General features: G+C 63.5%; 16 protein-coding genes. 6 read left to right on the forward strand and 10 right to left on the reverse strand.

Translation table 11 applies throughout. The annotated features are described in order from the left end of the window. Positions 1 to 160: 160 nt before the first annotated feature. On the reverse strand, positions 161 to 1,168 hold the full coding sequence (locus EN990_RS10565; protein WP_013529419.1) for an iron ABC transporter substrate-binding protein: 1,008 nt from the start codon (positions 1,166 to 1,168) through the stop codon (positions 161 to 163). A 261-nt stretch (positions 1,169 to 1,429) separates the two neighbouring features. Here EN990_RS10565 and EN990_RS10570 point away from each other — a divergent pair, with 261 nt between their 5' ends. From EN990_RS10570 to EN990_RS10580, 3 genes are all read left to right on the forward strand, one after another. After that, on the forward strand, positions 1,430 to 1,981 hold the full coding sequence (locus tag EN990_RS10570) for a sigma-70 family RNA polymerase sigma factor (RefSeq protein ID WP_013529420.1): 552 nt from the start codon (positions 1,430 to 1,432) through the stop codon (positions 1,979 to 1,981). A 1-nt stretch (position 1,982) separates the two neighbouring features. Beyond that, positions 1,983 to 2,621 carry an NrsF family protein gene (locus EN990_RS10575; RefSeq protein ID WP_127385512.1) on the forward strand — a complete coding sequence of 213 codons (639 nt, stop codon included), beginning with the start codon at positions 1,983 to 1,985 and terminating at the stop codon, positions 2,619 to 2,621. Positions 2,622 to 2,755: 134 nt separating this feature from the next. Next, complete coding sequence (locus tag EN990_RS10580; RefSeq protein ID WP_127369112.1) at positions 2,756 to 4,816, forward strand: PAS domain S-box protein; 2,061 nt, start codon at positions 2,756 to 2,758, stop codon at positions 4,814 to 4,816. Between the two features lie 56 nt (positions 4,817 to 4,872). On the opposite strand, the gene EN990_RS10585 is transcribed toward EN990_RS10580, so the two are convergent. The 7 genes from EN990_RS10585 to EN990_RS10615 form a co-directional block, all read right to left on the reverse strand. Further along, entirely contained in the window at positions 4,873 to 5,751 is an 879-nt protein-coding gene (locus EN990_RS10585) for a 3-hydroxybutyryl-CoA dehydrogenase (RefSeq protein ID WP_013529423.1), read from the reverse strand. 207 nt (positions 5,752 to 5,958) lie between these two features. After that, positions 5,959 to 6,888, reverse strand: a complete 930-nt coding sequence (locus tag EN990_RS10590; protein ID WP_024503779.1) for an electron transfer flavoprotein subunit alpha/FixB family protein — start codon at positions 6,886 to 6,888, stop codon at positions 5,959 to 5,961. A gap of 158 nt (positions 6,889 to 7,046) precedes the next feature. Next, positions 7,047 to 7,796, reverse strand: a complete 750-nt coding sequence (locus EN990_RS10595; RefSeq protein ID WP_013529425.1) for an electron transfer flavoprotein subunit beta/FixA family protein — start codon at positions 7,794 to 7,796, stop codon at positions 7,047 to 7,049. Positions 7,797 to 7,994: 198 nt separating this feature from the next. Further along, positions 7,995 to 8,795 (reverse strand): rhomboid family intramembrane serine protease, encoded by an 801-nt coding sequence (locus tag EN990_RS10600; protein ID WP_013529426.1) that lies wholly within the window; start codon positions 8,793 to 8,795, stop codon positions 7,995 to 7,997. A 28-nt stretch (positions 8,796 to 8,823) separates the two neighbouring features. Next, complete coding sequence (locus EN990_RS10605; protein ID WP_013529427.1) at positions 8,824 to 9,405, reverse strand: cob(I)yrinic acid a,c-diamide adenosyltransferase; 582 nt, start codon at positions 9,403 to 9,405, stop codon at positions 8,824 to 8,826. A 25-nt stretch (positions 9,406 to 9,430) separates the two neighbouring features. Further along, positions 9,431 to 9,622 carry a twin transmembrane helix small protein gene (locus EN990_RS10610; protein WP_013529428.1) on the reverse strand — a complete coding sequence of 64 codons (192 nt, stop codon included), beginning with the start codon at positions 9,620 to 9,622 and terminating at the stop codon, positions 9,431 to 9,433. A gap of 24 nt (positions 9,623 to 9,646) precedes the next feature. Continuing rightward, entirely contained in the window at positions 9,647 to 10,513 is an 867-nt protein-coding gene (locus EN990_RS10615; protein ID WP_013529429.1) for an SDR family oxidoreductase, read from the reverse strand. Between the two features lie 55 nt (positions 10,514 to 10,568). Between EN990_RS10615 and EN990_RS10620 the strand changes: the two genes are divergently transcribed. Further along, positions 10,569 to 11,420, forward strand: a complete 852-nt coding sequence (locus EN990_RS10620; RefSeq protein ID WP_013529430.1) for a YihY/virulence factor BrkB family protein — start codon at positions 10,569 to 10,571, stop codon at positions 11,418 to 11,420. Positions 11,421 to 11,522: 102 nt separating this feature from the next. Here EN990_RS10620 and EN990_RS10625 read toward each other — a convergent pair whose 3' ends face one another. Both EN990_RS10625 and gluQRS read right to left on the reverse strand, forming a co-directional pair. Next, positions 11,523 to 12,419 (reverse strand): DMT family transporter, encoded by an 897-nt coding sequence (locus tag EN990_RS10625; RefSeq protein ID WP_013529431.1) that lies wholly within the window; start codon positions 12,417 to 12,419, stop codon positions 11,523 to 11,525. Positions 12,420 to 12,565: 146 nt separating this feature from the next. Then, positions 12,566 to 13,441 carry a tRNA glutamyl-Q(34) synthetase GluQRS gene (gene gluQRS, locus EN990_RS10630; protein ID WP_013529432.1) on the reverse strand — a complete coding sequence of 292 codons (876 nt, stop codon included), beginning with the start codon at positions 13,439 to 13,441 and terminating at the stop codon, positions 12,566 to 12,568. A gap of 74 nt (positions 13,442 to 13,515) precedes the next feature. On the opposite strand from gluQRS, the gene EN990_RS10635 reads away from it, so the two are divergent. Further along, positions 13,516 to 14,157: a DNA-3-methyladenine glycosylase gene (locus EN990_RS10635; protein WP_013529433.1), complete on the forward strand. Its 642-nt coding sequence runs from the start codon at positions 13,516 to 13,518 to the stop codon at positions 14,155 to 14,157. 128 nt (positions 14,158 to 14,285) lie between these two features. Continuing rightward, positions 14,286 to 14,843, forward strand: coding sequence for an HNH endonuclease (locus tag EN990_RS10640; RefSeq protein ID WP_006328497.1), 558 nt, complete (start codon positions 14,286 to 14,288; stop codon positions 14,841 to 14,843). Positions 14,844 to 14,856 lie beyond the last annotated feature (13 nt).

Consider the following 14,856-nt stretch of genomic DNA (forward strand, 5'->3'; position numbering starts at 1 on the left):
TGCCGTTGCCGTCCAGCGGCAGCAATTGAAAGACCGCGATCGCGGTCGGGAACACAGCGTGTCGTCATCGACGAATGCCATCTCGAAAAACAAAATCACTCCCGCGGAAGGCGAATTCCCGCGGGAGCGTGGTCGGGTGTCCTTTTAGGACGAATGGCAACTAAAGCAAGCCGGCTGCCGTCATCAGATCGGTGACCTTCTTGGAGTTCAGCGTCGTGGCATCGACCTTCGGCGCCTGCAGATCGGCGAGCGGCACCAGCTTCGGGTTGGAGTCCGCACCCTTGCCGACCGCGTACTCGAAGGAATCGCCGGTTTTCAGCACGTCCTGACCGCCTTTGCCTGTCAGCCATTTCAGGAACGCCTGGGCTTCCTTCGGATGCTTGCTCGAAGCCAGCACACCGCCGCCGGAGATCGAGACGAAGGCGCCCGGATCCTGGTTCTTGAAATAGTGCAGCGCGACATTCTTGCTGTTTTCGCCGGTCTTGGCCTGATCGCCGAAATAGTAATAGTGGTAGATCACGCCGCCTTCGATCTCGCCGGCATTAACCGCCTTCATCACCGTGCTGTTGCCCTTGTAGGCCGTGAAATTGGTTTTCATCGCCTTCAGCCAGTCGGCGGTAGCGGCTTCACCTTTGAGCTGGAGCAGGGCGCTGACGATGGCCTGGAAATCGGCGCCCGAGGGGGAGGCGGCCCAACGGCCTTTCCAGCTCGGATCGGCGAGGTCCAGCATCGACTTGGGCAACTGGTCGGCAGTCAGCTTGGTCTTGTTATAGGCAAAGACCGTGCTGCGCGCGGCAACGCCGACCCATTTGCCGCTGGCCGGCTGATAGTCCTGGGGAACCTGCGCCAGCGTGTCCGCGTCGACCGGCGCGAACAGGCCGGCGCTTTCGACCAGCGCCATGGCCGGTGAGTTTTCGGTCAGGAAGACGTCTGCGGGCGAAGCAGCGCCCTCGGCGACGATCTGGTTGGAGAAATCGCTGTCGCCGCCATTGCGCACGGTGACCTTGATGCCTGTTTCCTTGGTGAAGCCTTCGGCCCACGCCTTGGTCAGGCTTTCGTGCTGGGCGTTGTAGACAATGATGCCATCCTCTTCCGCCTTTGCCGGACCGGCGATGAGGCTGATTGCCAGCGCAGCGGCGCCGGCGAGGGTGGAAAGAGCGTATTTCATGGCATTGTCCTCGATTTCGGGGGTCCTAGGTCTGTCACGGCTGCACCTATCGATACATGACAGCTATAGTCAACATTGTTGGTGTGCTTCAATCGGTCGCTGACGTGCAAAGGTGGGTGCCGAACGGACAATTCCGCGTGATGCTCACGGTTCGGCGGTGCCGCAAACTTTCGTGATTTGCCGACAGTTTGGCTTGGACATTATTTCGCCGGCCACGTAACAAATCAGCGCCGAGACGCGAAAATCGGGGAGTGAACTCTTGTGAGCGGCAAGGACGAGGCCGAACTTTCCCGGCTGATGCGGGCCGCGATCGCGGGAGATGAAAGGGCTTACGCCGACTTTCTGCACCGGATTGCCGCGCTGGTTCGCGGTTTTGCCAGGCGCAAGATCGTGCAGGGCGGGGTCGATCCCGAGGATGTCGTGCAGGAAACCTTGCTGGCCATTCATGTGAAACGGCATACCTGGCGTCAGGATGCGCCGGTGTTGCCGTGGGTCTATGCGATTGCCCGCTTCAAGCTGATCGATGCGTTCAGGCGGCGCGGACGGCGCATCGAGATCGACGTCGACGATATCGCCGAGACGTTCGCCGAGCCGGAAACCGAGACCGTCAGCGAGCGCGACATCAACCGTGCATTGGACGGTCTGTCGCCGGCTCAGCGCTCCGTGGTCTCGGCCGTGTCGGTGGAAGGGCGGTCCATCGGCGAGACGGCGGCAAAGTTCGGCATCAGTGAGACGGCGGTGCGGGTGTCGCTGCATCGCGGACTTGCCGCGATAGCCAAGCGATTCGGGCAGGGGCGGTTCGGGCGGGAATGACATGAGAACGGACGATCTCATCAAGGCGCTGGACGCCGATGCAACCAGCAAGGCGATGCCGCTGCAATCGGCCTGGTGGCTGGCCGCCGGTGCGGCAGCGGTGATCGCGGCCGTCGTTTTCCTGCTGACCATCGGCCCACGCCCGGATTTCATGGCGGCCGCGCACACGATGCGCTTCCTTTCCAAATTTGTTTTCACCATCGTGCTTGCCGTCGGCGCCTTCGCCCTGATCCGTGCCTTGTCGACGCCGGGTGCGTCGACGGGCCGGGCAATGGCTGGGATGGCTGCGGCGCCAGTGCTGGTAGCCGTGGCGGTGGTTCTGGAGCTTTTCATGGTGCCGGAGGCGCTGTGGGGAACCAAAATGGTCGGCTCCAACATGATGATCTGCATGGCTTTCATCCCGCTGATCGGCCTCGGTCCGCTTGCCATCTTCCTGTGGATGCTGCGCTACGGGGCGCCGACACGGCCGGTGCTTGCCGGTGCGGTGGCAGGCCTGCTCGCCGGCGGGCTGGCGGCAACCTTCTATGCCGCCCACTGCTTCGACGATTCGCCGCTTTTCGTCGCCACCTGGTACACGATAGCCATTGCAGCGCTCGCATTGCTTGGCGCGCTCGGCGGACGGTTTTTCGTGCGCTGGTAGCGTTGCGCCACGCTCGCCCGCTCGCGCATACCGATCCTTAATCATGCCGGCAATTGTTTGCCGGTTAGCGATGGCACCGGAATGCCTGACGCAACCTTTCCTTAAAATCGATCCGCCAAGGTTGAGGCGAGAACATGCGTTTGCGCACGGGGGTGGCACGTATCGTGATGTGGCGAGGATTGACCAGCCGAGAATCTCTTGGGCGTGCAGGGCTGGCGTTGCTCGTCGCCGGCCTGGGCGTGCTGGCGGCCTCGATCCTGCTGTCGCACCTGGACCTGGGCACCGAAGCCTTGAAACTCTGCCTGCAGATCGCGATGGCAGTGGCGGCGGGCGCGCTGTTCCTCGCTGCCCTGTCCACCCGCAGGATCAGCATGGATCGCCAACAGATCGCCGAGAGCGAGCTGCGCTTCCGCCGCGCCATGGAGGATTCAGCGATCGGTATCGTCGTTGTCGGTCTCGATGGGCGCATCCGCCAGACCAATCCGGCCTTCGCGGCCATGCTTGGCTACACAAGCGAAGAGATCGAGACGCAGACTTTCTTCCAGATCACGCATCCCGACGACCAGCAGATCGGGCGGGAGACGATGGACGATCTGAAGGCGGGCACGGTCAATTCCTTCCATTTCGAGAAGCGCTATCTCCGCAAGGACGGAACGCCCGTCTGGGCCCATCTTGCCGGTTCGGTCATTCGCGATGAGACCAGCGGCCGCCCGCTCTATCTCGTCTCGCAAATCGAGAACATCGACGCTCGCAAGCAGGCCGAGGCGCGCATTGCCGAAGCGGAAACGCGTTGGAATTTCGCGCTCGCCGGCGCCGGCCAGGGCGTCTGGGACCTCGACATGCGCAAGGGCGGCACGACCTATTCCTCGACCTGGGTCAAGATGCTGGGCTATGCGGATGGCGAGCTCGATGGCGACACCGACCGCTGGCTGACGATGATCCATCCTGATGATCGCGAGACTGTCGCCGAAGCGGATCGCGCTCATCTCGAGGGCAAGACACCGTTCTTTGAGGCCGAGTTCAGGATGCGCCACAAGGATGGCCACTGGGTGTGGATCCTCGACCGCGGCAAGGCCATCGAACGTGATGAGGATGGACGGCTGATCAGGGCCATCGGCAGCTTGACCGACATCACCCGCCGCAAGGAGGCCGAAGAGCGCCTCACCGTGTCGGCGGCAATGCTTGCCGATGAAAAGGAGCGGCTGAGGGTGACGCTGCAATCGATCGGCGATGCCGTGATCTGCACCGATGCCGCAAACCGGATCACCTTCATGAACCCGGTCGCCGAAAAGCTGACCGGGATTGCCGGCGGCGAGGCTCTCGGCAAGATGCTTGGCCATGTCTACTGGGCGGTCGACGAGGAGACGGGGCACAGGATCGGCGTGACCCGGCCCGCGGTTGGCGTTCATGCGCCCGCCGACCAGAACAGCCGCGCCGTCCTCATCCGGCGCGACGACACGCGCTGCAGCATCCGCCAGGTGGTGTCGCCGATCGTCAACGACCGCCACGAATTCTGCGGGCTCGTCATCGTCTTCCAGGACTTTACCGATGCGCGCGCGCTGCAGCGCCAGCTCGCCCACGCCGCGGCACACGATGCGCTGACCGGCCTTGCCAACCGCTCCAGCTTCATCCGCGCCATGGAGGACCTCGTCGGCCAGGCGCGCAAGGACGGCACCGCCGACACGACAAGGTCGGTCGGCGACACGACAAGGTCGGTCGGCGACACGACAAGGTCGGTCGGAGGCGCCGGACATCAGTTCATGTTCATCGACCTCGACCACTTCAAACTGGTCAACGACACGGGTGGCCACGCGGCGGGAGACGCGCTGCTGAAGCGGGTTGCCGTGGCTATTCGCGGCGTGCTTGGTCCAGACGACATCGTCGCTCGCCTCGGCGGCGACGAATTCGCGGTCATTTTGAAATCGGGTTCGGCAGCCGGCGCCAAGATCGCGGCGCGCTCCATCATCGATGCGATCGGCGGGCTAGACTTCACCTGGGACGGCCGTCCTCACGTGATCGGCGCCAGCATCGGGTTGGCTGCGATCAATGCCAATTGTGGCGAGGTCGACGAGATCATCGCCAGGGCCGATGCGGCTTGCTATGCCGCCAAGGCGGCGGGCCGTGGCTGTGTCTCCGTGGCGCCCGACGCACAGATCGTGGATGGCCGGACAGAGCCACTGGCGGTGGCCTCCTGATAGACCCGTCGCCGTTGAACCGAAAGGCTTGTCCCTGATTTGCGCCGACGATCCGCTCAGCGCGTCGGGACGGGATGCTCGCCGCGATAGTCGTAGAAGCCGCGCCCGGTCTTGCGGCCGAGCCAGCCGGCCTCGACATATTTCACCAGTAGCGGGCAAGGGCGGTACTTGGAGTCCGACAGGCCGTCATGCAGCACCTGCATGATCGACAGGCAGGTATCGAGCCCGATGAAGTCAGCCAGCTGCAGCGGCCCCATCGGATGGTTGGCGCCGAGCCGCATGGCCGTGTCGATGGCGTCGACCGAGCCGACACCCTCATAGAGCGTGTAGATCGCCTCGTTGATCATCGGCAGCAGGATGCGGTTGACGATGAAGGCAGGAAAATCCTCCGAGACCGTGATCGTCTTGTCGAGCTGCTTCACATAGGTCTTGGCTGCCTCGAAGGTCTGGTCCTCGGTGGCGATGCCGCGCACCAGTTCGACCAGCTTCATCAGCGGCACCGGGTTCATAAAATGTATGCCGATGAACCGCTCGGGCCGGTCGGTCTGCGCGGCAAGCCGCGTGATCGAGATCGACGAGGTGTTGGTCGCCAGGATGGCTTCGGGATTGAGCTGCGGACAAAGCTGGGCGTAGATCTTGCGCTTGACCGTCTCGTCCTCGGTCGCCGCCTCGATCACCAGGTCAGCACCCGCAAGATCGGCCATCGCGGGGGCGGCCGAAATGCGGCCCATCGCGTCGTTGCGCACCTTCTCGTCGAGCTTGCCGGACCCCACCTGGCGGGCCATGTTGCCGCTGATCGTGGCGATGCCCTTCTCGATGCGGTCGGGCGAGATATCGTAGATCAATACCTTGTAGCCTGAAAGCGCGGAGACATGGGCGATGCCGCCACCCATCTGGCCCGCGCCGATGATGCCGATCGTCTCGATCTTGCTCATTACACCGATCCCGTCCTGAACCCTTCCGCTTGAACTGCGAAAGCGCTCCACCTTTTATTTTACCGCAATCCCGGACGCAAAACCGCTGCGCACTTTGCTGGATTGCTTTCAGCCTTTGCGGCCTGCTTTTTGTGCGGTGCAAACTAAAAGGGCGGGGCGACTTCGTCTACCCCACCCTCACCATTTAATACGCTTTGGCAGAAAGCGTCAAAGCGCCTTTTGCAGTTCCGGCAGGATGACGAACAGGTCGCCGACAAGGCCGTAGTCGGCAACCTGGAAAATCGGCGCCTCCTCGTCCTTGTTGATGGCGACGATGACCTTGGAATCCTTCATGCCGGCAAGGTGCTGGATGGCGCCGGAGATGCCGACCGCGATGTAGAGATCGGGGGCAACCACCTTGCCGGTCTGGCCGACCTGCCAGTCGTTCGGCGCATAGCCGGCATCGACGGCGGCGCGGGAAGCGCCGACCGCGGCGCCGAGCTTGTCGGCAACCGGCAGGATGACCTCCTGGAATTTCTCCGAGGAGCCCAGCGCGCGGCCGCCCGAGATGATGATCTTGGCCGAGGTCAGCTCCGGACGGTCGGTCTCGGAAAGCTTGTTCTCGATGAAGGTGGAGAGGCCCGGATTGGCCGCGGCCTTGACGGTCTCGACGGCTGCCGAGCCGCCCTCGGGGGCTGCCTGGAAGGAGGCGGTGCGCACGGTGATCACCTTCTTGGCGTCGCTCGACTGCACCGTCTGGATGGCGTTGCCGGCATAGATCGGCCGCTTGAAGGTGTCGGGCGATACGACTTCGATGATCTCGGACACCTGCGCGACATCGAGGAGCGCAGCCACGCGCGGCGCGACATTCTTGCCCGACGAGGTCGCCGGCGCGATGATGGTGTCGTAGGCGCCCGCCAGCGACACAATGAGCGCTGCCGTCGGTTCGGCCAGGCGCTCGGCAAGCTCGTCGGCCTCGGCCAACAGCACCTTGCTCACGCCCTTCAGCTTGGCGGCAGCGTCGGCTGCCGGCTTGGCGCCCTTGCCGGCAACCAGCACATGCACGTCCGAGCCGATCTGCAGCGCGGCCGACAGCGCCTTGGCGGTCTGGTCGGAAAGGGTTGCGTTGTCGTGTTCTGCAATCAGAAGAATAGCCATTGATGATATTCCTGACTTTCGTCTTCGCGGCTCCCTGAAATCCGGTCAGGCCGAATCGAAAACGGTTGGTTTCGAGAACCGGAGCGGAGCGTACTTCTGTACGTGAGCACCGGAAGCGGAGAAGCCAGCCGTTTGCAGGCCGGCCTCATCGGATTTCCTTACAGCACGCCGGCTTCGTTCTTCAGCTTGTCGACCAGCTCAGCGACGCTCTTGACCTTGACGCCTGCCTTGCGGCCGCTCGGCTCTTCGGTCTTGATGACCTTCAGCCGCGGCTTGACGTCGGCGCCGTAGTCGGCCGGGCTCTTCTCGTCGAGCTGCTTCTTCTTGGCCTTCATGATGTTGGGCAGCGAGGCATAGCGCGGCTGGTTGAGGCGAAGGTCGGCGGTAACGATCACCGGCATCTTCAGTTCCACCGTCTGCAGGCCGCCATCGACTTCGCGCGTCACCTTGGCCTTGTCGCCGTCGAGCACGATCTTGGAGGCGAAGGTGCCCTGCGCCCAGCCCAACAGTGCCGCCAGCATCTGGCCGGTCTGGTTGGAATCGTCGTCGATCGCCTGCTTGCCGAGGATGACGAGGCCGGGCTGCTCGGCGTCGACGACGCCCTTCAGCACCTTGGCGACGCCGAGCGGCTCGGTCTGTTCGTCGGTCTTGACCAGGATGGCGCGGTCGGCGCCCATGGCGAGCGCCGTGCGCAGGGTTTCCTGCGCCTGCTGCGGGCCGATCGAGACGACGATGATTTCTTCCGCCTTGCCAGCTTCCTTCAGCCGGATCGCTTCTTCAACCGCGATCTCGTCGAACGGGTTCATCGCCATCTTGACGTTGGCGAGCTCCACCGCCGAACCATCAGCCTTCACGCGAACCTTGACGTTCGCATCCACAACCCGCTTCACGGGCACAAGGATCTTCATTTGCCTGTCACCTCTTCACGCTAATTGGGCGCGCTATAACAGCCTGCGCCCGTTCTGAGTTGTCGAAAGCCGACATTCCAGGTGGAAATTCTGGCCGGATGGAAATTCTGGTCTTTGCCCGCCTTAGGTTGCGGCGGAGACGTTTCCGTAGTTGCGGCAACCCTGCACGTCAATACGCTGCAAGTGGCTCAAATCGGTTCAGTCCGAACTGGAAGCGTTTCCGCGTCCCCAGCGCGGTGTCGCGGCGGGTTGATCGGGGATCAGCGGTTCCGTGGCAACCGGCGGCTGGTCGGGAGCGGCGGGCGCGACGTCGTCGTCGGCGCCGGCAAACAGCGGCACGCCGCGGCTACGCAAGACAAGCACCAGAACGGCGCCGGCGATGATGCCGCCGATATGGCAGGCCCAGGAGATCTGATCCTCGCCGCCGGCGGCAAACATCACCACCTGGAAAAGGACCCACAGGATGAGCGGGATGAAGGCCGGAATGCGCAGCGGGATGCGGGCGAAGGCCAACACCCAGACCTTCACCCTGGGATAAAGGATCAGATAGGCGACGACCACGCCGGCGATGGCGCCCGAGGCACCGATCAGCGGCACCTGCGAGTCCCAGGCGACGAGGCCCTGGAAGGCGGCGCCGGCGATCGCGCACAACAGGTAGAAGATGAGGTAGCGGATGTGACCGAGCGCGTCCTCGACATTGTCGCCGAACACCCACAGGAACAGCATGTTGCCGCCGAGGTGGAAGATGTCGGCATGCAGGAAGGAATAGGTGAGGTAGCTCAGGCTTTCGGGGATGACGATAAAACGGGGATCGAGCTCTGCGGTGTCATGGACGACCGACGGGATGAAGCCGAGACCAAGCACGGCGGCATTGGAGAAACTCTCGCCGCCGAGCGCGGTGACGAGGTAGACCAGGGCGTTGGCCACGATCAGCCCGATGGTCACATATTGCAGGCGGATGTGGCGCAGCCTGTTGGTGTCGTAAAGCGGGATGAACATGCCCCAGGCCCTCTTCCGCTTTCGACAATCAGCGGTTCTTGCCGGGAACCCATAGCACGTCGGCGTTTCCGTTGTCATTGACCGCCCGGGCGGCGACAAACAGGAAATCCGAGACGCGGTTGATGTATTTCAGACCGTCACGGTTGACGTGCTCGTTCGGGTCCTGGGCCAGGGCGACCATCAGCCTTTCGGCTCGCCTTGCCACGGTGCGGGCAAGGTGAAGTGCCGCCGCCGCCGCTGTGCCGCCATTGAGCACGAAGGATTTGAGCGGCTGAAGCTCCTTGTTGAGAAGGTCGATGTCCTTTTCGACCCGGTCGGTCTGCACGGCGACGATGCGAAGCGGCTCATAGCCGAGCGGCTTGCCGTCGTCGGGTACGGCGAGATCGGCGCCGAGATCGAACAGATCGTTCTGGATGCGGGACAGCATGGCGTCGATCGCGGGATGGGCCGCGGCCGTGTGGACCCTGGCGATGCCGATGCAGGCATTGGCCTCGTCGACCGTGCCGTAGGCCTCTACCCGCAGATCGGATTTCAGCCGCCTCTCGCCGGTGCCGAGACCTGTGGTGCCATCATCGCCGGTGCGGGTGTAGATCTTGTTGAGCTTGACCATTTCGCCTCCCCGGCCGCCGGCATCCTCACTTGCGGGTGAAATACACCGCCAGCAGGATCAGCACCAGCGCCACGGCCTGCAGCATGACTCGTGCCTGCATCAGCTTGTTCGAGGTGACGCCGGAGCCGCCGCGCATCATGTTGATGAGGCCGCGAACAAGCACGACCGCAACGGCGACCATGACCAGAATGGCGAGAATGTTGAAGACGGTTGCCATTGCTTCGTTCCAGTTGGTTGGCGTTCAGGCGCGTTTGGCCATCAGGCGGTAAAGCATCGATGCCGGCAGGATGCGTCTGAGCACCGCGCCGATCCTGGCGGGCACTGTTACCACATAGTGCGGGCGTGGGCGCCGCGACAGAAGTGCATGGCGCAGCGCCGCATGAACCACTTCCGGCCCTGGCTTCAAGGCCGATTGGCTGCCGCCGGCCCGCAGTCGTTCGAGTTGCGCCGCATAGTCCACGCGGTGCACGGAATTCTCGTGGTCGATGTTGCTGAGAAACCAAATGAGGCCATTGCTGGCGATCTTCGACTTCACCGGCCCCGGCTCGATCAGCGAGACGTGGACGCCGCTGCCCGCCAGTTCCTGGCGCTGGCAGAGCATCAAGGCCTCCAGTGCGTGCTTCGACGCCGAATAGGCGCCGCGAAAGCGCACCGGCACGAGGCCAAGGATCGACGAACAGTGGACGATGCGGCCCTGACCCTGGCGGCGCATCACCGGCACCAGCCGGCGGGTCAAATCATGCCAGCCGAAGAAATTCGCCTCGAATTGCTGCTTGAGCGCGGCAACGGGCAGATCCTCGACGGCGCCCGGCTGCGCATACGCGCCGTTGTTGAACAGGGCGTCGAGCCGGCCGCCGGTGCGGTCGAGCACCGCCGTCACCAGCGCGGCGATGGAGTCCGGCTCGCAATAATCGAGATAGAAGGCCTCGATGCCATCGGCTTCGAGCGCGGCGATGTCCTGCGGCTTGCGCGCCGTTGCGAACACCCGCCAGCCCTCCGCCTTCAACGCGCGGGCGCAGTACGCGCCTATTCCCGAAGACGCACCGGTGATGATAATCGAGCGCAACTTCTGCGCCGGACTGTTCGTGGTTTCGCCAAGGGTTGCCATTTGCCGCAATCCCTTCCCATATTCCCGGCGTGGAGACAATTGGAGGGCGCGGTTCTTGTTGCGGAAGATCGTAGCCCTCAAGCGGGTCCTCTACGACGCACTTGGCCATTTCAACACCGATGACGGCTGGGCGATGGCCAGCCATCTGGCGATCACCTCGCTGATGGCGCTGTTCCCGTTCCTGATCTTCGCGACGACGCTGGCGAGCTTCCTCGGCGCGCAGGCGTTCTCCGACACGGCCGTGCATCTGGTCTTCGACACCTGGCCCGAACAGATCGCCAAGCCGATCGCGCGCGAAGTGCTCAATGTGCTGACCGTCAGGCGCACCGACCTTTTGACCTATGGTGTGGTGCTTGCGGCCTATTTTGCCTCGAACGGCATCGAGGCGCTGCGCACGTCGCTCAACCGCGCCTACCGCGTCTCGGAAACGCGCGGCATCATCTACCGCCGGGTGCAGAGCATCATCTTCGTTCTCATCGCCACGGCCGGTTTCCTGGCGATCAGCGTGCTCCTGGTGTTCGCGCCGCTGCTGGCGCGGCTCGCGGAAGCCCATATCGACTGGATCAAGCCCTATATGGGCACCATTACGCTATGGCGTTACGTCATCGCTTCGGCGGTCATTGTCGGCGGATTGTTTGCCGTCCATTTCTGGCTGCCGGCGGGCAAGCGCCGCTTCGTGTCGCTGGTGCCGGGCATCGTCTTCACGCTGGCGGCATGGCTTATCGGTTCGACCATCTTCGCCACCTATCTCGACCACTTCTCGTCCTATGTGACGACCTATGCCGGCCTGGCCTCGATCATGATCGCCGTGGTCTTCCTCTACATGGTGTCTGCGATCTTCATCCTCGGCGGCGAGCTCAATGCCGCGATCAGCCGCTACCTGGAGGCGCGTGCGCGGGTGGGATGACAGGTCGAATTGAGGAATTGAAGAATTGGAGAAAAAGGGGGCCATATCCGGCGCTGTCTGTGCTTCTTCCTCAATTCCTCAATTCCTCAATTCCTCAATTCCTCAATTCCTCAATTCCACAGTTCTTCCCTTGGCCTGCCGCGCCGTTGCCAGGCCGACGCCGAATGTCGTGATCGCCATGCCGGAAATCTGAAGTGCGTTGAGCTGCTCGTCGAACAGGGCCCAGGCGATGATCGCCGTCACCGCCGGCACCAGGTAGAACAGCGAGGCCACCTTCGACATCTCGCCGTCGCGGATCATCACCATCAGCAGGAAGATGGCGCCGAGCGACAGCACCAGCACCAGCCAGGCCATGGCGAAGATCAGTTCGCCATTGATGACGACCGTGTGGGTTTCGAAGGCGAGGGAGGCGACGAGCATCAGCGAGCCACCGCCGACATATTGCCACATGGTCGCCGCGACGAGGTCGCCGCCGGAGGCAAAGCGCTTCTGCCAGATGGTGCCGGCGCTCATGCCGAGCACCGAAACCAGCGAGGCGGTCAATGTCGCCGCGGTCACGCCGCCGCCGAGCGCGCCGAGCTTCGGCCACAGCACGATGACGATACCGATGAGGCCGATGCCAAGGCCAAGCCAGTGACGCGGCAGGATCGCCTCGCCGAGGAATTTGCCGGCCAGCACCGCCGTGATCAGCGGCTGCAGGCCGACGATGAGGGCCGAAAAGCCGGCCGGCATGCCCCTGTGGATGGCCCAGAACACAGCGCCGAGATAGACGCCATGCATCAGGATGCCCGCGCCGGTGGCATGCAGCGCCTCCTCGCGGGTGGCTTTTTTCGAACCCAATACAAGCATCAGGACGGCCAGCAGGATGGCGGCGATGACGAACCGCGCGGCGAGGAAGGTGAACGGCTCCGCCCATGGCATGGCGTAGCGCGCGCCAATGAAGCCGGTCGCCCACAGAACGACGAAGGTGGCGGGAATGAACCGCTTGATGCTGTGCATGTTCCGGAGTCCGCCGCACTGGAGAGAATTGCCGTGGCGATGCTCTAATCCCGTTCACCCCGGCGCGCAAAGCGAAACGGTTGATCCATAGATCACCGGAATTCAACGCCGGCCCATCTGGGGGTGGCTTCTTGGTCTCACCGGGCTCAAAGCCCGACCATTCGCCTGATGTCGTCAGGCGATGCGCCGGCATGGCGCAAGGCGGCAAGGCCGGTATCGCCCAGGCTCTTCGACAGCTTTCGTCCGTCGGGCCCGAGGATGAGGCGATGATGGAAATAGGCCGGTTGCGGCAGTCCCAGGAGTTGCTGCAGCAGGCGCTGCACGCCGGTGGCGGAAAACAGATCTCGTCCGCGCACGACGTGGCTGACGCCTTGCAGGGCATCGTCCATGACGACGGCGAGGTGGTAGCTGGTCGGGATATCGCGGCGCGCCACGATCACGTCGCCCCAGTCCTGCGGACGGGCTTCGATCGAGCGTGTCGCGGAAAGCGTCTCGTCGGCGAATTCGGTCCAAGACAGGTCCTTGCCGACACGCGCCAAGGCGGCATCGACATCCAGCCGCCAGGCGAAGGGCGCATTCCCGGCGATCCGCCGCTGGCGTTCCTTGACTGGCAGCGCCTTGTCAGCGGCGGGGTAGAGCGGCACGCCATCGGGATCGCGCGGCCAGTCGCGCCCACGCTTTTCACTGTCGGTGATGAAGGCGCGGATCTCGCCACGGCTCATGAAGGCGGGATAGACGAGTTCCTCCCGGACCAGCCGCTCGAGCACCGCCTGGTATTCGGCGAAATGCTCGGATTGGCGGCGCACCGGCTCTTCCCAGCCAAGCCCCAGCCATTTCAGGTCGGCAAGCACGCCGGCCTCGAATTGCGGCGTGCAGCGCGTCGTGTCGATATCCTCGATGCGCAGCAGCAGGCGGCCGTCCGCCCGTGCCGCCAGCTTCTGGTTGAGCAGCGCCGAATAGGCGTGGCCGAGATGCAGGTCGCCATTGGGGCTGGGCGCGAAGCGGAATGTCAGGAGTGTCATCTCTGCGGCGGCAATCGGGTTGTGCGGCGGTTTTGCCAATTGCTACCGTGCTGCCGGTTCAGGAACAAGAAAGCATGCAGCGTATCGCGACATCAGACGACATTGCCCGGGGGCTCGATGCGCTTTGCGTGATCGACCCGCGCCTGGAAAAGGTGCGCGGCATGGCCGGCGAAGTGCCGCTGCGGCTGTCCGAACCGGGGTTTCGAAGCCTGGCGTCGATCGTCGTCTCGCAGCAAGTGTCCCGCGCCAGCGCCGATGCGATCTTCGGCCGGCTGACCAAGCTCGTCGATCCGCTGACGCCGCAGGCGATCCTGGCCGCCGGCGAGGACATGTTTCGCGAGGCCGGCCTGTCGCGGCCGAAGCAGCGCGGCCTGATCGCAATTGCCCAGGCCGTGGTCGACGGCCTCGACCTGCATCACCTCTGTTCGCTCGATGCCGAGGAGGCGATCACGACGATGACGGCGGTGTCCGGCATCGGCCCGTGGACTGCGGAAGTGTACCTGTTGTTTGCTGCCGGGCACCCCGACATTTTCCCCGCGCGTGATGTCGCGCTGCAGAGCGCGGTCGGCCACGCGCTCGGCATCGAGCCGCGTCCGCCTGAGAAAACGCTGATCGCATTGGCCGAATCATGGAGCCCGTGGCGAGGTGTCGCATCGCGGCTTTTCTGGTCCTATTATCGTGAAACCAGAGGGCGGGACGCCGCGCCGCCGGCCTGAATCCGCGAAAAATCATAAAAATCATGCATTTTTGGCGCTTCAGCGACGCGACAATCCGCTTCACATCCCTGTCATGTCGGGCTTACAGTATCCGTGCCGTTCGGGTCTAGAACCAAGGAGGTGAACACGTGACGGTTGCCGTATCTCCGGATGGGCTTCCAGCACTGGTGCTGAATGCGGATTACCGTCCGCTCAGCTATTACCCCTTGTCGCTCTGGTCGTGGCAGGACGCCATCAAGGCGGTGTTCCTCGACCGGGTGAACATCGTCGCCGAATACGAGCACGCCGTCTCCTCGCCGACCTTCTCGATGAAGCTGCCGAGCGTTGTCAGTCTTAAGGCCTATGTGAAGCCCTCCAGGCACCCGGCCTTCACCCGCTTCAACGTCTTCCTGCGCGATCGCTTCCAGTGCCAATATTGCGGCACGCCGGAGGACCTGACCTTCGATCACGTCATTCCCCGCCATCGCGGCGGCGCGACGACGTGGGAGAATGTCGTTGCCGCCTGTTCGCCGTGCAATTTGAGGAAGGGCGGCATGATGCCGGCGCATGCCAAGATGTGGCCGCTGCAGAAGCCTTTCCAGCCGACGGTGCACGATCTGCACAACAATGGCCGCCTGTTCCCGCCCAACCATCTGCATGAAAGCTGGATGGATTATCTCTACTGGGATGTCGAACTCGAACCATAGAGTTCGGCACAAA

Origin of the sequence: Mesorhizobium sp. M7A.F.Ca.US.005.03.1.1 (genome assembly GCF_003997975.1) — a bacterium.
GTDB lineage: Bacteria > Pseudomonadota > Alphaproteobacteria > Rhizobiales > Rhizobiaceae > Mesorhizobium > Mesorhizobium ciceri.